Origin of the sequence: Nocardia sp. NPDC050413 (assembly GCF_040655475.1) — a bacterium.
GTDB lineage: Bacteria > Actinomycetota > Actinomycetes > Mycobacteriales > Mycobacteriaceae > Nocardia > Nocardia coubleae.
Window position 1 is genome coordinate 199,658 of the sequence record NZ_JBFAJZ010000002.1, and the last position, 20,024, is coordinate 219,681.

Consider the following 20,024-nt stretch of genomic DNA (forward strand, 5'->3'; position numbering starts at 1 on the left):
AACAATCATCGATAGTTACACATTCCTGGAGGACTCATGACCGCCGTCACCGCTCCCGTGCTCACCACCGGCCACGTCGGGCTCAATGTCACCGACCTGGACCGCTCCGCGGAGTTCTATCGCCGTGGTCTCGGCTTCGAGGAACTCGGCAGCGGCGCCGACGGTGCGCGCCGCTGGGCCTTCCTCGGTATCGACGGGGTGCTGATGCTCACGCTGTGGCAGCAGAGCACCGGCGCATTCGCCACCGGCGCACCGGGGCTGCATCACCTCGCCTTCCAGGTCGCCGACCTCGACTCGGTGCGCGCCGTCGAGTCGGCGCTGCGGGAACTGGCCACCGAGTTCTTCCACGAAGGAGTGGTCGCCCACGGCGAGGGCGCGTCCTCGGGCGGGATCTTCTTCGCCGACCCCGACGGCATCCGGCTCGAGGTGTACGCCCCGGCCGGCGCCGAATCCGCGCCCGCCCCCGCTGGTAGCGCACCGACCTGTGGATTCTTCTGAGGAGTCGTCATGTTCCATCCGGGTGAGCTGGCCGTGCAGCAACGCCTCGGCCAGGCCGGGGTCGCCGATCGGGTCGGGCGTTCGATCCGCACCGGGATCCCGGCCGTCGCCGCGGACTTCCTCGCCGAACAGCCGATGGTCGTCCTCGCGGCGGCCGACGCGGCGGGACGGTTGTGGGCGAGCCCGCTCACCGGACCCGCCGGATTCGTCCACGCGGTCGACGACACCACCATCGACCTCGCCGCGCTACCCGGTGACGACGACCCCCTGTCCGACGCGCTGACCGGCGATATCGCGGTCGGGATGATCGCCGTGCAGGCGCAGCGGCGGCGCCGGATGCGCGTCAACGGGACCGCGCGGCCGCGGCCCGGTGGAGTGCGGATCACCACCGAACAGGTGTACGCGAACTGCCCGAAATACATCTCACGCCGAGAGATCCGCGCTGTGTCGACCGGACAGGCCGGTCCGGCGCGGCGCGGCACGGAACTCACCGCCGAGCAGGGCGCGATGATCGCCGCCGCCGACACCTTCTTCGTCGCGACCGCCGACGCCGACGGGCACGCCGACGCCTCCCATCGCGGCGGCAACCCCGGCTTCCTCGAGCAGCTGTCGCCGACCCGGCTGCGCTGGCCGGACTATCGCGGCAACTCGATGTTCATGACCCTCGGCAACCTCGCCGTGCACCCGCGGTGCGGATTGCTGATCGCCGACTGGTCGACCGGTACGCTGCTGCAGCTCACCGGTCGGGCCGAAATCATCTGGGAAACCGCCGATCTCACCACCGGTGCGCAATGCGCCGTCGACTACACCGTCGAGCGGGTGATCGAACGCCCCGGCGCGCTCCCGCTGCGCTTCGGCGCACCCGAACTGTCACCGCACAACCCATGAAAGGCGACACCGTGCGACCACCGCTTCCTCCCTTCGACCTCGACTCCGCCCGCGCCAAGGTACGAGCCGCCGAAAACGCCTGGAACACCCGGGATCCCGAGCGGGTCGCCGCCGCCTACACCGAGGATTCGGTGTGGCGCAACCGCGACGAGTTCTTCACCGGCCACGCCGCGATCGTCGAGTTCCTCACCCGCAAATGGGCCACCGAGAACGGCTACGCACTGCGCAAGGATCTGTGGGCCTTCCACGACAACCGCATCGCCGTGCGCTTCCAGTACGAATGGCACGACGACACCGGGCAGTGGTGGCGCAGCTACGGCAACGAACAGTGGGAGTTCGCGCCCGACGGGCGGATGGCCCGGCGTGAGGCGAGCATCAACGATGTGCGCATCGAACAGTCGCAACGGCGGATCCTCGGGCCGCGTGCCGAGGGCGACGAATCGGTGCTGCCACAGCACTGACGACGGTCGTGGCGTGTTTGCGGGCGCGTCGCTTGACTCGAAAGAGTGTTCGACTAATCTTGGCGACAGAACTTGTCGGTGCCGCCCTCTACTGTGGGCGCCAACCAGAGAGACACTCACCTCGAGAAGGGGACCACATCATGGCACCGCAGGCCTACGATCGCGACAAAGCGCTGGAACTGGCGCTGGCTCAGGTGGAGAAGAGCTTCGGCAAGGGCGCGGTCATGCGCCTGGGCGAAGAGGCCCGCCAGCCCATCTCCGTCATCCCGACCGGCTCCATCGCCCTCGACGTCGCGCTCGGCATCGGCGGGTTGCCGCGCGGTCGCGTCGTCGAGATCTACGGCCCGGAATCCTCGGGTAAGACCACCGTCGCGCTGCACGCGGTGGCCAATGCCCAGGCCGCGGGCGGTGTCGCTGCCTTCATCGACGCCGAGCACGCGCTCGATCCCGACTACGCCCGCAAGCTGGGCGTCGACACCGACGCACTGCTCGTCTCCCAGCCCGACACCGGTGAGCAGGCCCTCGAGATCGCCGACATGCTCGTGCGCTCGGGTGCCATCGACATCATCGTCATCGACTCGGTCGCGGCCCTGGTGCCGCGCGCCGAGATCGAGGGCGAGATGGGCGACAGCCACGTCGGTCTGCAGGCCCGCCTGATGAGCCAGGCGCTGCGCAAGATGACCGGCGCGCTGAGCACGTCGGGCACCACCGCCATCTTCATCAACCAGCTGCGCGAGAAGATCGGCGTGATGTTCGGTTCCCCCGAGACCACCACCGGTGGTAAGGCGCTCAAGTTCTACGCCTCGGTGCGCCTGGACGTGCGCCGCATCGAAACCCTCAAGGACGGCAGCGACGCGGTCGGTAACCGCACCCGCGTGAAGGTCGTCAAGAACAAGGTGAGCCCGCCGTTCAAGCAGGCCGAGTTCGACATCCTCTATGGGCACGGCATCTCCAAGGAGGGCTCGCTCATCGACATGGGTGTCGAGCACGGCTTCATCCGCAAGTCCGGCTCCTGGTACACCTACGAGGGCGACCAGCTGGGGCAGGGCAAGGAGAACGCCCGCAAGTTCCTGCTGGAGAACACCGATGTGCGCGACGAGATCGAGAAGAAGATCAAGGAAAAGCTCGGCATCGGCGCGGATCTGACCGCCGAGGCCGACGCACCCGCCGACTTCTGAGCCGATGCGCACGCCGAACCCCGGCCGCGCGCGCCGCGACCCGGCCGATCCGGTCGAGGACATGCGACGTCAGCTGGCTCGCCTCGGTATCGAGGTGCAACCGCAGTCGCTGACGTCCGAGGTGGCGCGCGAACCGGGGTCGGCAACCGAACTCGCCCCGGCGGCTCGTGCCGAACGAGCCGCCTCGGGCGCGAAGGGAATTCGGTCGGGTGCGGGCGATCCGCAGCGCGCGCACCCGACCGGATTCACCGATGAACACAATCGGACCGATTCCGCCCCACGAACCGGTGTTGATCATGAAGAGTGGGGGAGCGGGGCGGCGACGCCCCGCCGCGCCCGGCGTTCTCGCCGATCCACGCGGCGCGACACAGACTCCCTGTCGACCGTCGTCGGTGGTGACGACGGGCGGCAGGTGGATCCGGTGGCGGCCGGATCCCCACCGGGAGAGCCCGAGAGGCGAGCCGGCACACGCCGGCTCGCCCCGGGTGACCGGCCCGGAGCCACCGTGGAACAAGCCAAGGACGCCTGCCTGCGGTTGCTGGCCGTGCGGGCCCGCAGCCGCGCCGAACTGGAGAAACGGCTCGGCGAGAAGGGCTTCCGGCTCGAGGTCACCGCAGCGGCCATCGACCGGCTCACCGAAGTGGGCCTCGTCGACGACAGTTCCTTCGCCGAACAGTGGGTACACGCCCGTCACACCTATTCGGGCAAAGGGAAGAAAGCCCTGCAGCGCGAACTGCGCGACAAAGGAGTAGCCCCTATCGACGCCGAACAGGCACTCTCGATGGTCTCCGACGACGCCGAACGCGACCGCGCCACCGACCTGGTCCGCCGCAAACTGCGCACCCTGCCCCCAGATTTGGACCGAGACAAGGCGGTTCGCCGCCTCGTCGGCATGCTGGCCCGCCGAGGCTATGACCAGTCCACCGCCTTCGCTGTGGTCACCACGGAACTCGACGCCGCAGGTTTCGTCCGAACCTCGGCCACCGGTCCCGGTGCCGGCGCGGACCACGACGGCGCCGAGCAGCGCGACACCACCGCACCCGCACGCCGCACCCGCCCGGAGCCCGGCGACGACGAAGCAGCCGCCGACCTGGTCCGCCGCAAACTCCGCACCACACCACCCGACCTCGACCGAACCAAACTCACCCGCCGCCTCGTCGACATGCTCGCCCGCCGCGGCTACAACCCCTCCACCGCCTACGCCGTGGTGAAAGCGGAACTGGCCGAAGCGGGTCGGTGATTCGGTCGTCCTCATGATCCGGCGCCGGGGAGCCGGAACGGCCACGGGTGTCGGGGTGGGGCGTTAGCATGAGGCGCAAGTGAAACGCGGGTCCGCGCAGGTGGATTCGGGTGCTCGGTGGGCCGAGGGTGTGGGACGGGTTGTTTCGCCCGGGTTGTGGGTGGGCATCTTGGGGCAGGGCCCGTTGGGCCGCCGGACGATGGGGAGGTGGGGATCCTGGACGCACTGTGGTCGTTCGTGGTGAACCGGCGTGAGCAGTTGCTGGTCGATTCGTATCTGCATGTGTCGGCGGTGGTGCAATCCCTGCTGCTGGCGACGGTGATCGCTGTGCTCGTGGGCATCCTGGTCTACCGGAGTCCGCTCGGATCGGCGGCGGCGACCGCGACGGCGGGCGCGATTCTCACCGTGCCGTCGTTCGCGCTGCTCGGGCTGCTGATCCCGTTCCTCGGGCTCGGCGTGGCACCGACCATCGTCGCGTTGGTCCTCTACGCGCTGCTGCCGATTCTGCGCAACACCGTGCTCGGGTTGTCCACCGTTGACCCGGCCGCCATCGATGCCGCACGCGGCGTCGGAATGGGCCGGTGGCAGTTGCTCACCAGGATCGAACTGCCGTTGGCGTGGCCGTCGATCCTCACCGGCACGCGAGTGAGCGCCCAGATGATCATGGGCATCCTCGCGCTCGCGGCCTACGCGAAGGGTCCGGGGCTCGGCAACCTGATCTTCTCCGGGCTCGCGCGCCTCGGCAGTCCCAACGCGGTGCCGCAGGCGCTCACCGGCACCATCCTCATCGTCGTGCTCGCACTCGCGCTCGACGGCGTCCTGGTTCTGCTCGGACGGTTCACCATCTCGAGGGGTATTCGTGACTGACACCAGCACCGCCGAAACCGGCGCCGCCACCGCCGTTTCCGGGGTGGAGATCGTCCTGGACCGGGTGACCAAACGGTATCCGGAGCAGCCGGACCCCGCGGTCGAAGAGGTGAGCATGACGATTCCCGCCGGGGAGATCGTCGTCCTCGTCGGCCCGTCCGGCTGTGGCAAGACCACGACCATGCGGATGATCAACCGCCTCATCGAACCGACCTCGGGCACCATCACCATCGGCGGCCGCGACGCGCTCGCCATCGACACCGACGAATTGCGCCGTGGCATCGGCTATTCCATCCAGCAGGCCGGGCTGTTCCCGCACATGACGGTCGCCAAGAACATCGCCACGGTGCCGGGCCTGCTCGGCTGGGACCGGCGCCGCGTCGCCGCCCGCACCGACGAAATGCTCGATCTCGTAGGCCTCGATCCCGACACCTATCGCCATCGCTACCCGCGCCAGCTCTCCGGCGGCCAGCAGCAGCGCGTCGGAGTCGCACGGGCGTTGGCGGCCGACCCACCGGTACTGCTGATGGACGAACCGTTCGGCGCCGTCGACCCCATCACCCGCGCCCTGCTTCAAGACGAATTGCTGCGCCTGCAGGGCGAACTCGGCAAGACCATCGTGTTCGTCACCCACGATTTCGGTGAAGCGGTGAAACTGGGCGACCGCATCGCGGTCCTCGGCGACCGCTCCCGCATCCTGCAATACGACACCCCCGCCGCCATCCTGGCCGCCCCCGCCGACGACACCGTCGCCGGCTTCGTCGGCGCCACCGCGACCATCGACCGCCTCGGTCTCGCGGTCCTCGCCGACCTCGACCTCGACCAGGGCGTCGCCGTCACCGAGGACACCGACCCCGCGGCACTGGCCGCCGCGCTGCACGACGCGGATCGCACCTGGGGAATCGTCCTCGACCCTCAGCGTCGCCCACTGCGCCGGGTATCCAGAGACGAATCGGCACAAGCGGATTCGCTGACCACCGCGGGCACACCCATCGGCGCGACCCTGCCTGCCGACGCCACTCTCCAAGACGCCCTCGCCGCCCTGCTCACCGAACGCACCGCCTCGGCGATCGTCCTCGACGCGAACGGCGGGTACGCCGGGGTCGTCACCGTCGACACCCTCATCGACCACTTGGCCACCTCGGGGAAGGCGTCGTCATAATGCCTCTACCTCGGAATCACCGATCGCACTGGCGCACCCGAACTCTCGCCGCAGATCGGGTGGGCTCATGGTGACCACGACTTCCCCCACTCGTCCGGTCGTCGACCTGCCCGCCGCCGCCTCCGCACCCGCCACCCAGCGTCGCGCCGAAGTCCTGCGGTTGCTCGCCCAACCGGTGATCGTGCTGATCCTCACCGTCGGTGTGCTGGTGTGGGCGTTCCGGCGTGAGCTCACCACCATTCAGCAGGCCAGTATCAGTGCGGGCAATATCGCCGAGGTCACCTGGCAGCACGTGCTCATCACGGCGGCCGTGGTCGCGATCGTCGTCGTGATCGCGGTGCCGTTGGGCACGCTGCTCACCCGTCGCCGGTTCCGGCGTCTCGCACCGTTTTTCGTCGGGATCGCCAATATCGGGGCGGCGGCGCCCGCGATCGGGTTGATCGTGCTGTGCTATCTGCTCACCCGGACCACCGGGTTCTGGGTGGGTGTCGCGCCGATCGCGTTCTGTTCGCTGCTGCCGGTGTTGCGCAACACCATCCTCGGCTATCAGCAGGTGGACCCGGCTGTCATCGACGCCGGTCGCGGCCAGGGGATGTCGGCCGTACAGGTGTTGCGGCGCATCGAGTTCCCGCTCGCGATTCCCTACATCCTCGCCGGGTTGCGCACCTCGCTGGTGCTCGCCGTCGGTACCGCGACGCTGTCGTTCATGGTGAGTGCGGGCGGTCTCGGCATCCTCATCGACACCGGCTACAAACTGCGCGACACCGTCACCCTGACGGTCGGCGCGGTGCTCGCGGTGGCACTGGCCCTGTTAGTCGACTGGCTCGGCGCGCTGGCCGAACAGTTTCTCGGGCCGAGGGGGCTGCGGTGAGAAAGAGCCGATGGTTGATCCCGCTTGTCGCGGTGGTGCTCGCCGGGTGCGGTCTGCAATCGGGCGGTTCGGTGCCGCTGCCGGTGGGGCCGGGCAGTATCACCCCGGTCCCGGAACTCGACGGTGTCGCGGTGACGGTGGGGTCCAAGGACTTCACCGAGGCCAATATCCTCGGCTACCTCATCGAATTCGCCCTCACCGCCGCAGGCGCGAACGTGCGTGACCTGACCAATATCCAGGGTTCCAACAGTCTGCGCGACGCGCAACTCAACGGCCAGATCGATATCGCCTACGACTACACCGGCACCGGCTGGATCAATTACCTCGGCAACGAGACCCCCGAACCCGACGAACGCAAACAGTTCGACCTCGTCCGCGACGCCGACCGTGCCCAGCACGACATGGTGTGGGCGGCCATGGCACCGATGAACAACACCTACGCCCTGGTCACCAGCAGGCGCACCGCCGAGGAGACCGGGGTGCGCACCCTGTCGGACTACGCGAAGCTGCTCGCCGCCGACCCGGCCGCGGCAGCCACCTGCGTCGGCACCGAGTTCAATGTCCGCCCCGACGGCTACCCGGGCCTGGCGCAGAAATACGGCATCGACGCGGGCAGAGCGCAGAAGCAGATCGTGCAGGACGCCCTGGTCTACCAGGCCACCGCCGACGCGAAACAGTGCCGCTTCGGTTCCGTCGCCGCCACCGACGGTCGCATCCCGGCCCTCGACCTGGTGTTGCTCGAAGACGACAAGGGCTTCTTCCCGAAGTACAACGCGGCCCTGGTGATGCACGGTCCGTTCGCCGACGCCAACCCCCGCGTGGTCGACATCATGGCGCCGATCTCGGCCCGACTCACCAACGAGGTCATCACCGAACTCAACCGCCAGGTCGACATCGACGGTCGCGAACCCGCCGACGTCGCCCGAGACTGGATGATCGCCGAAGGCCTCGTCACAGCCGGCTGACCCGCCCCGGACCGCCTCCCCACGATGTCGACCAGCCGGGCCATGATGGATGGTGGCTACACACCGGCACACCGACATCGCTGGGAGGAACACGCATGACCATCGCATTCCGCAAGGTGACAGTTCTCGGAACCGGCGTCCTCGGTTCCCAGATCGCGTTCCAGACCGCGTTCCACGGCTTCGACGTGACGTCCTACGACATCGACGACAAGGCGATCGCCGCCGCCCGCACCCGGTTCGACGAACTCGCGAAGACCTACCAGGCCGAAGTGAACGGAGCCGACACCGCCAAGACCGAGGCGACGGCCGCGGGCATCACGCTGACCACCGACCTGGCCGCCGCGGTCGCCGACGCCGACCTCGTCGTCGAGGCGGTGCCGGAGGTGCTGTCCATCAAACGCGACCTGTACACGAAGCTGGGCACCCTCGCCCCGGAACGCACGGTCTTCGCGACGAACTCCTCGACGCTGTTGCCCAGCGACATGGCCGGTTTCACCGGGCGCGCCGACCGTTTCCTCGCCCTGCATTTCGCCAACCACGTGTGGAAGTTCAACACCGCCGAGGTGATGGGCACACCGGAGACCGACCCGGAGGTATTCGCCTCGGTCGTGAAGTTCGCCGCCGACATCGGCATGGTGCCCATCGAATTGCACAAGGAGAAGGCGGGTTACGTGCTCAACTCGCTGCTCGTCCCGTTCCTCAACGCCGGCATGGGGCTGGTCGCGGGCGGCTATGCCGAACCGAAGGCCGTCGACGAGACCTGGCGCATCGGGACCGGCGCACCGATGGGACCGATGCAGATCCTCGACATCGTCGGGCTCACCACGCCCTACAACATCCTCACCAACGGCGGCCCGGAGGAACAGAAGCTCGCCGACTGGCTGAAACAGAACTACATCGACAAGGGCAAGCTCGGCCTGTCGACCGGAGAGGGCTTCTACCGCTACGACAACTGACACGAACGGGGCCCGGTCCGACGTACGGACCGGGCCCCGACGGTCGGAACCTACTTCTTGGTGATGTCCACACCTGGTGCGGCATCGGTGACGATCGAGTCGGCGGCCAGCACCGCACCGCCGCCCTTCTTGCGCCGCGACCGCAGCCGCTTCTCCAACCGCGTCGCCAGGAACGACAGCGCGATATTGAGCGAGATCATGATGACCGCGATCACCATCAGGGCGGGAATCGTGTTCTGCTCCGCCGCACCGACCTGCTGACCCGAGCGCACCAGCTCCACATAGGTGATCTGGTAGCCGAGCGCGGTGTCCTTGAGCACCACCACCATCTGCGAGACCAGCGCGGGCAGCATCGCGGTGATCGCCTGCGGCAACAGCACCAGCCGCATGAGCTGGGTCTTGCGCATGCCGAGCGCGACGGCGGCCTCGCTCTGGCCCTTGGGCAGCGACCGGATACCCGCCCGCACGATCTCGGCGATGACGGAGGCGTTGTAGACGATCAGGGCGATGACCACCGCGGCCAGCGCGAGCTGATCGGACGGGAACACCTTGTAGTCGCCGAACACGGCGAACAGGAAGATCATCAGGATCAGAACCGGGATGGCCCGGGCCAGCTCGACGATCGCGCCCGCCACCCAGCGCACCCAGGTGTGATCCGAGAGGCGCAGGATGCCGAAGATCATGCCGAAGATCAGCGCACCGATGATCGAGAGCACCGCGGCCGTGAGCGTGCCTTCGAGACCGGGCAGCAGGTAGGTCTCCCAGACCTCGGCCTCGAGGAACGGCTTCCACTTCTCGGCGGTGAACTGGCCTTCGCGCTGGAAGGCCAGGAACATCCACACCGCGATCGCGACGAGCACCGCCGCTACCAGGACCGAGTAGATCCAGTGCCGCACCCGGGCCTTGGGGCCGGGAGCGTCGAACAGAACCGAAGCGCCTGAACTCACCGGATCACCTCGAATCGCTTGGCCAGCCAGCCGAAGAACAAGCCGGTCGGCAGGGTGAGCACGACGAAGCCGAGCGCGAAGATCGCACCGATGGCGAGCACCGCGGCCTCGTTCTCGTTCATCTCGCTCATCAGGAACGCGGCCTCACCGACGCCGATCACCGAGGCGATCGTCGAGTTCTTGGTCAGCGCGATCAGCACGCTGCCCAGCGGGGCGATGACGGCCCGGAAAGCCTGTGGCAGCACGATCAGGCGCAGATTCTGGGCGAACCCGAAGCCCAGCGAGCGGCCCGCCTCGGACTGCCCGATGTGGACGGTGTTGATGCCCGACCGCAGCGATTCGCACACGAAAGCCGCGGTGTAGACGCTCAATCCGATGATCGCCCACCAGTAGTTGTTGTCCTTGATCGAATCACCGGCCAGCTCCCACCGCAGCGTGCTGTAGAGGCCGAGCGAGCAGAACACGATGATCAGCGTGAGGGGGGTGTTGCGGAAGATCGACACGTAGGCGGTGCCGACCCAGCGCGCGACGGGGATGGGAGACACACGCATTCCGGCGACGATGGTGCCGAGGATCAGGGCGCCGATCGCCGAGAAGAACGTCAGCTTGATGGTCACCCAGAAGGCAGCGAGGATTCGGGAGTCATACTCCGAGATCAGGTCGAACACGGACGCGCGTCCTCCGATCGATGAGAAAGGCCAGCAGGACAAAGACCGTCGCGGTGGCACACGGCCACCGCGACGGTGTTCGGGATCAGTAGCGGTCGACCTTCGGCGGCTCCGGGACCTTGAAACCGGTGCCGGGGAAGGACTTCTCCAGCGCGGCCTTCCACGAACCGTCGGCGATCATCGCCTCGATCGCGTCGTTGATCTTGGTGCGCGCCTCGGTGTCGTCCTTCTTCACGCCGATGCCGTAGTTCTCGGTGGTGAAGGTCTTGCCCACCAGCTTGTAGGTGCCAGGCGCCTGCGCGGCGTAACCGGCCAGGATCACGTCGTCGGTGGTCATCGCGTCGATGGCACCGCCACGCAGGCCCTCGAGGCACAGCGAGTACGTGTCGTAGGTCTGCAGCTGGGCCTGCGGGTAGTTCTTCTCGATGTTCTGGGCCGGGGTGGAGCCCTTCACCGAGCAGACCTTCTTGCCCGCGAGCGAATCGGGGCCGGTGATGTCGGTGTTGTCGGCACGCACCAGCAGGTCCTGGCCCGCCACGTAGTACGGGCCGGCGAAATCGACCTTCTCCTTGCGCTTGTCGTTGATCGAGTAGGTGGCGACGATGAAGTCGACCTGACCGTTCTCGATCATCGTCTCGCGCTGCGCCGACGGGGTTTCCTTGAACGTGATGGCCTCGGGCTTCACCCCGAGCTTGTCGGCGACGTACTTGGCGACCTCGACATCGAAGCCGCTGTAGGTGCCGTCGGTGTTGCGCAGGCCGAGACCCGGCTGGTCGAACTTGATGCCGACGGTCAGCTTGCCTTCCTTGGCGTGGTCGAGCGCGCTGCCCTCGTCACCGCCGCCGCAGGCCGCCGTCACGGTGGCGGCCAGAGCCAGAGCCACAGCGCCGACGCCGACGCGCACCGCACGATTGATCCTCATCGAGTTTCCTTCTCCCTCTTGTGGTGTCGCTACAAGTCAGTGGCTGAGAATTTTGCCGAGGAAGTCCTTGGCACGGTCGGATCGCGGTGCGGTGAAGAACGTTTCGGGCTCCGCGTCCTCGACGACCTCGCCGTCGGCCATGAACAGCACCCGGTCGCCGGCACGGCGGGCGAAGCCCATCTCATGGGTGACCACGAGCATCGTCATGCCCTCCTTGGCGAGGGAGACCATCACCTCGAGCACCTCGTTGACCATCTCCGGGTCGAGCGCGGAGGTGGGCTCGTCGAACAGCATGACCTTCGGGTCCATCGCCAGCGACCGCGCGATCGCCACGCGCTGCTGCTGGCCGCCCGACAGCTGGGCGGGGTACTTGTCGGCCTGGTTGGCGATGCCGACCCGGTCGAGCAGGGCGAGCGCGTGCTTGCGGGCCTCGTCCTTCTTGATGCCGCGCACCTTCATCGGCGCGAGCATCACGTTCTCGAGAATTGTCTTGTGCGCGAACAAATTGAACGATTGGAAGACCATGCCCACCTCGGCGCGCAGCGCGGCGAGGGCCTTGCCTTCGGCGGGCAGATCCACCCCGTCGATGGCGATGCGGCCCGAGTCGATCGGCTCGAGCCGGTTGATGGTGCGGCACAGGGTGGACTTCCCCGAGCCCGAGGGGCCGAGGACGATCACGACCTGCCCGCGGGGCACTTCCAGGTTGATATTGCGCAGAACATGGAGCTCACCGAAGTGTTTGTCCACGTTGTGCATCGAGATCATCGGCGGCGCGCCTGCAGTGGCAGCGGCGTCGGCTTTCCCGGTCGCGGGTGCGGCGTCGTCGGTCATGCTCAGAAACCTTAGGCGTTCTTCGGAGATTTGCCCTGCTTTCCGTGACTCGCCGTCTCGGCTCGCCGAGAAGACACCTGCCGGTAACCGGGCGGCAGCCTCCTCGTCGCGGTCGGCCTGCCCGACCGCGACGCAGGTCACCGGGGCGGTGGCCGTACCCTGGACGGGTGGATTCGAACGGACAGAATGCGACGCACGGCTCGGTCACCGAGGCGCGCACCTACGAGGTCCGCACCTTCGGTTGCCAGATGAACGTCCATGATTCCGAACGCTTGTCCGGCCTGCTCGAAGACGCGGGTTATGTGAAGGCCGCGCCGAGCGACACCCCGGACCTGGTGGTGTTCAACACCTGCGCGGTGCGGGAGAACGCCGACAACAAGCTCTACGGCACCCTCGGACATCTCGCACCGGTGAAGCAGGGCAGGCCCGGCATGCAGATCGCCGTCGGCGGCTGCCTGGCGCAGAAGGACCGCGACACCGTGGTGCGCAAGGCGCCGTGGGTGGATGTGGTGTTCGGCACGCACAACATCGGTTCGCTGCCGGTGCTGCTCGAACGGGCACGGCACAACGAGCAGGCCCAGGTGGAGATCCTCGAATCACTCGAGGCCTTCCCGTCCACCCTGCCCGCCAAGCGTGAGTCGGCCTACGCGGGCTGGGTGTCGATCTCGGTGGGCTGCAACAACACCTGCACCTTCTGCATCGTGCCCGCGCTGCGCGGCAAAGAGGTGGATCGCCGCCCCGGTGACGTGCTCGCCGAGGTGCAGGCCCTGGTCGACCAGGGTGTGCTCGAGGTGACCCTGCTCGGCCAGAACGTGAACTCCTACGGCGTGAACTTCGTCGACCCCGAACAGCCGCGCGACCGCGGCGCCTTCGCCCAGTTGCTGCGCGCGACCGGGCGGATCGAGGGGCTCGAGCGGGTGCGGTTCACCTCGCCGCATCCGGCGGAGTTCACCGACGACGTCATCGAGGCGATGGCCGAGACACCCAATGTCTGCCCGCAGCTGCACATGCCGTTGCAGTCGGGTTCGGACCGGGTGCTCAAGGCGATGCGCCGCTCCTACCGCAAGGAACGCTTCCTCGGCATCATCGACAAGGTGCGCGCTGCGATGCCGCACGCCTCGATCACCACCGACATCATCGTCGGCTTCCCCGGCGAGACCGAGGAGGACTTCCAGGAGACCCTGGACGTGGTGCGCCGGGCCCGCTTCACCAGCGCCTACACCTTCCAGTACTCCAAGCGGCCAGGCACCCCGGCGGCCGAACTGGCCGACCAGGTGCCCAAGGCCGTGGTGCAGGAACGCTACGACCGCCTCATCGCCCTGCAGGAGCAGGTGTCGCTCGAGGAGAACCAGGCGCTGATCGGCACCGAGGTGGAATTGCTCGTCGCCGAGGGCGCGGGCAAGAAGAACGCCGCGACCGCGCGGATGAGCGGTCGCGCCCGCGACGGCAGACTGGTGCACTTCCGGCCCGGCGCCGACGCGGGGATCCGGCCCGGTGACCTCGTCGTCGTCGACATCACCGCCGCCGCACCGCACCACCTGATCGCCGACGGTGTCGTGAAATCGCATCGCCGCACGCGAGCGGGTGACGCGCACGAGCGAGGGGTCACGCCCAAGACCGCGCCGATCGGTGTCGGTCTCGGCCTGCCGCGCATCGGCGCCCCCGTGGTCGAGCCGGTGGACAGCGGTTGTTCGACCGGGTGCCCGGCGTGAACGCCGAGGATCCGGACTCTACTACCGGGCGTAGTGGGTCGGGTGCCGAGGACGGCGCGGGGGATGGCAGAGTGGAGCCCGGCGCACACGAGCCGAGTAACCCTGCGGACAGGAGCGACGTGAACCGGGTGGGCAACGATCAGGAATTCGAGCAGTTCCGCGGCGAGATCGACGCCGTCGAACGGCGGATCGCCGGTGAGATCGATCCCGGCGCACGGGCGATGGTGGTGGCGGGCGCGGTGTTCGCCCTGCTCGTCTCGCTGATCCTGCCGCATGCAGGTGCCGCGCGCGGCTTCGATGTGCTGCTGAGCACCGATGCGGCCCGGCTCGAACACATCGGGCTGCCCTCCCGCGTCTTCGTGTGGCTGGTCATCGTGTTCGGTGTCGGCTTCTCCCTGCTGGCCCTGACCACCCGGCGCTGGGTGCTGGCCTGGCTGGCCTGTGCCGGTTCGGCCGTGGCGAGTGTGTTCGGCGTGCTGTCGATCTGGCATCGCCAGACCCCCGGCCTGGGCAACTACGAGGGTGCCGGACCCGGCATCGGCCTGATCCTCGGCACCTTGGCCATCATGGTGCTCACCTTCCACTGGATCCGGGTGGTCTGGAGTCGCACCGCCGTGCAGCTTGCCGCGGAGGAACAGCGGCGCAATGCCGCCCGCGAAGCCGAGGAACGAGACCGCAAACGCCTGCTGGGCGAGGAGTAGATCCCGAAACGAAGAAAACCCCGACCGAAGGAGGTCGGGGTTTTCTTGTTCTCGTCAGAGATTGCTGACGGCGCCTTCGGCCGCTTCCGCCCATTCACGCCACTGCTTGGCCTGCTCGAGCGCCTTCTCCGCGTCCCGCTTCTTGCCCGCGGCCGCGGCCTTGGCGGCCTGCTCCTCGAACTGGGCGACGCGCTCGCGGAACTGCGCGGCCCGGGCCACAGCCTCCGGGTCGGAGCGGCGCCACTGCTGGTCGGCCGCGTCGCGCACCCGCTTCTCGATCGCGCGCAACCTACCTTCCAGCTCCTGCATCCGCTCGCGCGGGACCTTGCCGACGGCGTCCCACTTGTCCTGCAGTTCGCGCAGGGCGGCACGGGCGGCTTCGAGGCCGTTGGCCGGGTCGATGTGCTCGTAGGCGTCGAGCAGTTCCTGCTTGGCGACGGCGTTGTGCTCGAACTCCGCGTCACGTTCGGAGACCGCCGCGTTGCGGGCGGCGAAGAACACGTCCTGCGCGCTCTTGAACCGGCGCCACAGCGCCTCGTCGGCCTCGCGGGGCGCCCGGCCTGCCGCCTTCCACTCGGTGAGCAGATCGCGGAACACCGCGGCGGTGCCGGTCCAGTCGGTGGAGCCGGACAGCTCCTCGGCGCGCACGCACAGCTCTTCCTTGCGCGTCTTGGCCGTGGCGCGTTCGCGATCGAGCTCGGCGAAATGGGCGCCGCGACGGCGGTTGAACGCCTCACGCGCCTTGGAGTAGCGCTTCCACAGCGCGTCGTCGACCTTGCGATCGACACCGCGGATCGACTTCCACTCGTCGAGGATCTCGCGCAACCGGTCGCCCGCGGCCTTCCACTGGGTGGATTCGGCGGCGATCTGCTCGGCCTCGGCCGCCAGGGCTTCCTTGCGCTCGGTGTGCTCGTGGCGGGCGCGTTCCTTCTCCTCCTTGGCGTGCGCGGCGGCTTCCTCGGAGTGCTCGGTGATGGCCTGCAGGCGGGCGGCCAGACCGTCGATGTCACCGATGACGGCGGCGGTCGGCAGCGTCTCGGCAAGGGCGAGCGCGGCGGCCTTGGTCTTGCGGGCATCGGCGCCCGCGGCCAGGCGTGCCTCGAGCAACGCCACCTCGGTGGCCAGGTCGTCGAAGCGGCGGCCGAAGTGGGCAAGGCCCTCGGCGGCGTCACCGGCCTGCCAGGAGCCCACGACGCGTTCGCCGTCGGCGGTCTTCACCCAGGCGGTGCCGTCCTCGTCGACGCGACCCCATTTGCTCGGGTCGGTGGACGCGGGCACCACCACCGCGTGCGGGTGGGCCTGGTCGGGGCCGGGAGCGGGTTTCACGGCGTGCGGTTTGGGCGGACGCGCAGCCTTGCCGCCGGGCTTGGGGGTGCCGGAGGGTCGCGGGCCCGGACCTGGGGTGGGCTTCGCGGTTCCGTTGCTGTCGGTCATTGCTCTCCGTCCCTGCCGCGCGTCACGGCTGCCTGGTTACGCTCTAGCACATCCCATTGAACCCGCTTCGAGCCGAGGAAACCATCGATCCCGGGGATCGGATGCCGCGTTTCCTGGGATTTCGTCCCGGACGACGGGGGTGGTCGCATCAGAAAACACTAGCAATCTCGCGGGGCGTCACGGCGCCGGACACTCGCTGACCACGGTGCGCTCCTCCTGCGCCGGATGCGGGTGCGAGCCACCGGTGCGGCTACGGTTACGTCGTGTTCTCGATAGCGGCCCTGGTCCCGTCGCCGCCGATGCTGGTGCCACAACTGTGCGGACACCAGGTGGCCTCCGGCGATGCTCCCGACGAGCCGGCGGTGGTGTTGCGCGCCGCCGCGCTCGAGGCCGCCGCCACCCTCGCCGCCTATGCCGATCGCTGGGTGGTCGTCGGCGCAGGCGCGCGTGCCGAAACGTTCCATCCCGGTGTGCGGGGGACTTTCCGCGGCTTCGGCGCCGATGTCGTCGTCGGTCTCGGCCCGGGCGCGAACGCCGACGCACCGGCAGACCCCCAGCTTCCGCTGCCCGTCCTGATCGCCGCGTGGTTGCGGGAGCAGGCCGCGCCCGGCGTCTCCGTACGGGCGCGAGTGATCGCCGCCGACACAACACCGGGGGAGTGCGCCCGCTTCGGTGCCGAGCTGCGCGCCGAACTCGATGCCGATCCGGCGCCGTGGGCGGTGCTCGTCGTCGCCGACGGAGCCGCAACCCTCACCCTCAAATCCCCGGGCTACCTCGACGAGCGCGCCGAGCCGTTCCAAACGGACCTGGACGCTGCCCTGCGCGAGGGCTCCCGAGCCGGGCTCGCCGCACTCGATCCCGACCTGTGCGCACAACTGCGGGTCGACGGTCGCGCCGCCTACCAGGTGCTCGGCGGCCTGTTCGCCACCGATCCGGCCGACCCGTCGGTTCGCACCCTCTACCAGGGCGCACCATACGGCGTGGGCTACGACGTGAGCGTGTGGGAGGTCGGCCGATGACGAAGCGCCCCGTCGCGGTCGTCGGACCCACCGCGACCGGGAAGTCCGATCTGGCCCTCGACCTGGCCGAACGGCTCGACGGCGAGATCGTCAACATCGACGCGATGCAGCTGTACCGCGGCATGGACGTCGGTACCGCGAAACTGCCGCCCGCGCAGCGGCGCGGCATCCCACACCACCTCCTCGACGTTCTCGACGTCACCGAGACCGCCACGGTCGCCGCCTACCAGAGCGCGGCCGGCGACATCGTCGAGGACATCATGGCGCGCGGGCGTACTCCGGTGGTCGTCGGCGGCTCGATGATGTACGTGCAGGCGTTGCTCGACCAGTGGGACTTCCCGGCCACCGATCCCGAGGTGCGGGCCCGGTGGGAAGCGGTGCTGGCCGACGGCGGTGTCGCGGCCGTGCACGCGGCGCTGCGGGCGGCCGACCCGGTCGCGGCCGACACCATCCTGCCCACCGACGGGCGACGGATGGTCCGCGCACTGGAAGTCGTCGAACTCACCGGCAAACCGTTCGCCGCCTCGGCTCCGACCATCGGCGCGCCGCGCTGGGACACCGTCATCGTCGGTGTCGACCGGGAGACCGCCGCCCTCGACGCCCGCATCGAGGCCCGCACCGCGCACATGTTCGACTCGGGCCTGGTCGAGGAGGTCCGCACCCTGCTCGACGCCGGACTGCGCGAAGGCCAGACCGCGCGCCGCGCGATCGGGTACGCCCAGGTGCTGGCCTACCTCGACGGCGAATACGATCTCGCGCACGCCCGCGAACGCACCCTCATCGGCACCCGCCGCTATGTGCGACGGCAACGCTCGTGGTTCCGCCGCGACCCGAGGGTGACCTGGGTCGACGGCGCGGACCCCGACCTCGCCGCCACCACGCTCACCCTGCTCGACGAACAGACAGGACGGACCGCGCAGTGACCCGACGAGTGAGTACCCGCAACGCCTCGGTGCAGGTGTGGCAGGCCTACCTCAACAACCGGACCAAGCGTCATCGCGACGGCCGCTTCCTCGTGCAGGGCGTGCGCCCGATCACCCAGGCCCTGGCCAACGACTGGCCGCTGGAAACGCTGCTCTACCGGCTCGGCACGCCCGATCTGTCGAGCTGGGCGCGGGAACTGCTCGACACCACCGACATTCCGCAGGTGGGTCTGGTTCCCGAACTGATGGCCGAACTGGGGGAGAAGTCGGGCACGATTCCCGAGATCGTCGCGGTGGCCGAATCACGGCAGCCCGCTCTGGACCAGTACGAACCTGGTGAACCCGGCGAGGACTTCCCGGTCGTCGTCGTGTTCGACCGGCCCAACTCGCCGGGCAACCTCGGCACCCTCATCCGGTCTGCCGACGCCTTCGGCGCATCGGGCGTGATCGTCACCGGCCACGGTGCCGACCAGTTCGACCCGCAGGCCGTGCGCGCCTCCACCGGTTCGCTGTTCGCCGTGCCCGTCCTGCGCGCGTCGGGCCCCGCCCAGGTCGTGGAGTTCCGCGACCGCCAGGTGGCACGCGGAATCCCCACCCGCATCGTCGGCACCGACGAACACGCACCCTCGACCATCTACGACTACGACTTCTCCGAAGCCACCATCCTGGTGGTCGGCAACGAGACCACCGGCATGAGTTCGGCCTGGTCGCAGGCCTGCGACGACCTCGTGACCATCCCGATGGGCGGCACCGCGAGCTCGCTCGGCGCCCCCTCGGCCGGCGCGATCGGCCTGTACGAGATCGCCCGGCAGCGCCGCACCTTCGCCCGATGACGGGATCGCCACCGACACAGGGGACAATGGCGGACGTGTCCGACATCGAATTCAGCAAGGGCCACGGCACCCAGAACGACTTCGTGGTGCTGCCCGACCTCGAGGTGCGTCTCGACCTGAACGCCGACCGCGTCGCCGCCCTGTGCGACCGCCGCCGCGGCCTCGGCGCCGACGGTGTGCTGCGCGTCGCCAAGGCGGGCGCCCTGCGCGAGGCGGGTGTGCTCGACACCCTGCCCGACGGTGTCGCCGACGACGACTGGTTCATGGACTACCGCAACGCCGACGGGTCGATCGCCGAGATGTGCGGCAACGGCACCCGCGTGTTCGCCCACTACCTCAACGCCACCGGCCTGGAAACCCGCACCGAGTACGTCGTCGGCAGCCGCGCCGGTGGGCGACCGGTCGAGGTGCACGCCGCGGGCCCGGTCGACGGTGAGGTCACCGTCGACATGGGTGCCGTGCGAGAACTCGGCAGCTCCACCGCGACCCTGGCCGGCTGGGCACTGTCCGGAATCGGCATCGATGTGGGCAATCCCCACCTGGCCTGCGTCGACGAGAGCCTGACCGCCGACGCGCTGGCCAAGATCGATCTCAGCGTGTCGCCCGGCTTCGATCCCGACTTGTTCCCGCACGGCGTCAATGTCGAGATCCTCACCGCGCTCGGCCCCGACAACGCCGTCGACATGCGCGTCTACGAGCGCGGTGTCGGCGAGACCCGTTCCTGCGGAACCGGAACCGTCGCCGCCGCGGCCGCCGCGCTGACCGCCGCCGGTGTGCCGGTCGGGTCGGGACGGGGCGAGGTCACCGTGCGCGTACCGGGCGGGCAGGTGCGCGTCACCATCGACAACGGCCGCGCCTGGATGCGCGGACCCTCGGTGCTGCTCGCCGCTGGCACACTGTCGCGCGACTGGTGGAACGCGCAAGCCCAGGGATAACCGGATGCGCCGT

20 protein-coding genes and 1 pseudogene are annotated in these 20,024 nt (G+C 68.8%); 16 read left to right on the top strand and 5 right to left on the bottom strand.

Annotated elements, in window-relative coordinates; genetic code table 11:
- Positions 1-36: 36 nt before the first annotated feature.
- From AB0I19_RS06890 to AB0I19_RS06935, 10 genes and pseudogenes are all read left to right on the top strand, one after another.
- Positions 37-498 (top strand): VOC family protein, encoded by a 462-nt coding sequence (locus AB0I19_RS06890; protein ID WP_357145523.1) that lies wholly within the window; start codon positions 37-39, stop codon positions 496-498.
- 9 nt (positions 499-507) lie between these two features.
- A complete protein-coding gene (locus AB0I19_RS06895) occupies positions 508-1,386 on the top strand; it encodes a pyridoxamine 5'-phosphate oxidase family protein (protein WP_357145525.1) in 879 nt (292 codons plus the stop codon).
- Positions 1,383-1,847, top strand: a complete 465-nt coding sequence (locus tag AB0I19_RS06900; protein ID WP_181696943.1) for a nuclear transport factor 2 family protein — start codon at positions 1,383-1,385, stop codon at positions 1,845-1,847. Before AB0I19_RS06895 ends, AB0I19_RS06900 begins: the two co-directional genes overlap by 4 nt.
- A gap of 140 nt (positions 1,848-1,987) precedes the next feature.
- The gene (recA, locus tag AB0I19_RS06905; RefSeq protein ID WP_181696944.1) at positions 1,988-3,025 is read left to right on the top strand and encodes a recombinase RecA; all 1,038 of its coding nucleotides are present in this window, start codon (positions 1,988-1,990) and stop codon (positions 3,023-3,025) included.
- A gap of 505 nt (positions 3,026-3,530) precedes the next feature.
- A pseudogene (locus AB0I19_RS06910) lies at positions 3,531-3,977 on the top strand (regulatory protein RecX); the annotation flags it as partial.
- A 504-nt stretch (positions 3,978-4,481) separates the two neighbouring features.
- Complete coding sequence (locus tag AB0I19_RS06915) at positions 4,482-5,132, top strand: ABC transporter permease (RefSeq protein ID WP_357146664.1); 651 nt, start codon at positions 4,482-4,484, stop codon at positions 5,130-5,132.
- On the top strand, positions 5,125-6,294 hold the full coding sequence (locus AB0I19_RS06920; RefSeq protein WP_357145527.1) for an ATP-binding cassette domain-containing protein: 1,170 nt from the start codon (positions 5,125-5,127) through the stop codon (positions 6,292-6,294). The genes AB0I19_RS06915 and AB0I19_RS06920 overlap by 8 nt, the downstream gene beginning before the upstream one ends.
- Before the next feature lie 67 nt (positions 6,295-6,361).
- Positions 6,362-7,165: an ABC transporter permease subunit gene (locus tag AB0I19_RS06925; RefSeq protein WP_357145530.1), complete on the top strand. Its 804-nt coding sequence runs from the start codon at positions 6,362-6,364 to the stop codon at positions 7,163-7,165.
- A complete protein-coding gene (locus tag AB0I19_RS06930) occupies positions 7,162-8,130 on the top strand; it encodes a glycine betaine ABC transporter substrate-binding protein (protein WP_357145532.1) in 969 nt (322 codons plus the stop codon). The genes AB0I19_RS06925 and AB0I19_RS06930 overlap by 4 nt, the downstream gene beginning before the upstream one ends.
- A 95-nt stretch (positions 8,131-8,225) precedes the next feature.
- Positions 8,226-9,086 (top strand): 3-hydroxyacyl-CoA dehydrogenase, encoded by an 861-nt coding sequence (locus tag AB0I19_RS06935; protein ID WP_357145535.1) that lies wholly within the window; start codon positions 8,226-8,228, stop codon positions 9,084-9,086.
- A 50-nt stretch (positions 9,087-9,136) separates the two neighbouring features.
- Here the strand turns inward: AB0I19_RS06935 and AB0I19_RS06940 are convergent, their stop codons facing one another.
- The 4 genes from AB0I19_RS06940 to AB0I19_RS06955 form a co-directional block, all read right to left on the bottom strand.
- Positions 9,137-10,033, bottom strand: a complete 897-nt coding sequence (locus AB0I19_RS06940) for an amino acid ABC transporter permease (protein ID WP_067636327.1) — start codon at positions 10,031-10,033, stop codon at positions 9,137-9,139.
- Complete coding sequence (locus tag AB0I19_RS06945; RefSeq protein ID WP_357145537.1) at positions 10,030-10,701, bottom strand: amino acid ABC transporter permease; 672 nt, start codon at positions 10,699-10,701, stop codon at positions 10,030-10,032. The genes AB0I19_RS06940 and AB0I19_RS06945 overlap by 4 nt, the downstream gene beginning before the upstream one ends.
- 85 nt (positions 10,702-10,786) lie before the next feature.
- The gene (locus AB0I19_RS06950) at positions 10,787-11,623 is read right to left on the bottom strand and encodes a glutamate ABC transporter substrate-binding protein (RefSeq protein WP_067492748.1); all 837 of its coding nucleotides are present in this window, start codon (positions 11,621-11,623) and stop codon (positions 10,787-10,789) included.
- Positions 11,624-11,659: 36 nt separating this feature from the next.
- On the bottom strand, positions 11,660-12,388 hold the full coding sequence (locus AB0I19_RS06955) for an amino acid ABC transporter ATP-binding protein (protein WP_166655747.1): 729 nt from the start codon (positions 12,386-12,388) through the stop codon (positions 11,660-11,662).
- Between the two features lie 233 nt (positions 12,389-12,621).
- Here AB0I19_RS06955 and miaB point away from each other — a divergent pair, with 233 nt between their 5' ends.
- Both miaB and AB0I19_RS06965 read left to right on the top strand, forming a co-directional pair.
- Complete coding sequence (gene miaB / locus AB0I19_RS06960; RefSeq protein ID WP_357145540.1) at positions 12,622-14,166, top strand: tRNA (N6-isopentenyl adenosine(37)-C2)-methylthiotransferase MiaB; 1,545 nt, start codon at positions 12,622-12,624, stop codon at positions 14,164-14,166.
- 119 nt (positions 14,167-14,285) lie between these two features.
- Positions 14,286-14,867 carry a hypothetical protein gene (locus AB0I19_RS06965; RefSeq protein ID WP_357145543.1) on the top strand — a complete coding sequence of 194 codons (582 nt, stop codon included), beginning with the start codon at positions 14,286-14,288 and terminating at the stop codon, positions 14,865-14,867.
- 54 nt (positions 14,868-14,921) lie between these two features.
- On the opposite strand, the gene AB0I19_RS06970 is transcribed toward AB0I19_RS06965, so the two are convergent.
- Complete coding sequence (locus AB0I19_RS06970) at positions 14,922-16,301, bottom strand: DUF349 domain-containing protein (protein WP_357145546.1); 1,380 nt, start codon at positions 16,299-16,301, stop codon at positions 14,922-14,924.
- Positions 16,302-16,564: 263 nt separating this feature from the next.
- On the opposite strand from AB0I19_RS06970, the gene AB0I19_RS06975 reads away from it, so the two are divergent.
- Genes AB0I19_RS06975 through dapF form a run of 4 tightly spaced genes read left to right on the top strand, consistent with a single transcriptional unit; the run spans position 16,565 to position 20,011 of the window.
- Complete coding sequence (locus AB0I19_RS06975) at positions 16,565-17,320, top strand: hypothetical protein (RefSeq protein ID WP_357145548.1); 756 nt, start codon at positions 16,565-16,567, stop codon at positions 17,318-17,320.
- Positions 17,317-18,243: a tRNA (adenosine(37)-N6)-dimethylallyltransferase MiaA gene (gene miaA, locus AB0I19_RS06980; protein ID WP_357145551.1), complete on the top strand. Its 927-nt coding sequence runs from the start codon at positions 17,317-17,319 to the stop codon at positions 18,241-18,243. Before AB0I19_RS06975 ends, miaA begins: the two co-directional genes overlap by 4 nt.
- Entirely contained in the window at positions 18,240-19,076 is an 837-nt protein-coding gene (locus AB0I19_RS06985) for a TrmH family RNA methyltransferase (RefSeq protein WP_357145554.1), read from the top strand. The genes miaA and AB0I19_RS06985 overlap by 4 nt, the downstream gene beginning before the upstream one ends.
- A gap of 44 nt (positions 19,077-19,120) precedes the next feature.
- Positions 19,121-20,011, top strand: coding sequence for a diaminopimelate epimerase (gene dapF, locus AB0I19_RS06990; RefSeq protein ID WP_357146668.1), 891 nt, complete (start codon positions 19,121-19,123; stop codon positions 20,009-20,011).
- Positions 20,012-20,024: the final 13 nt, after the last annotated feature.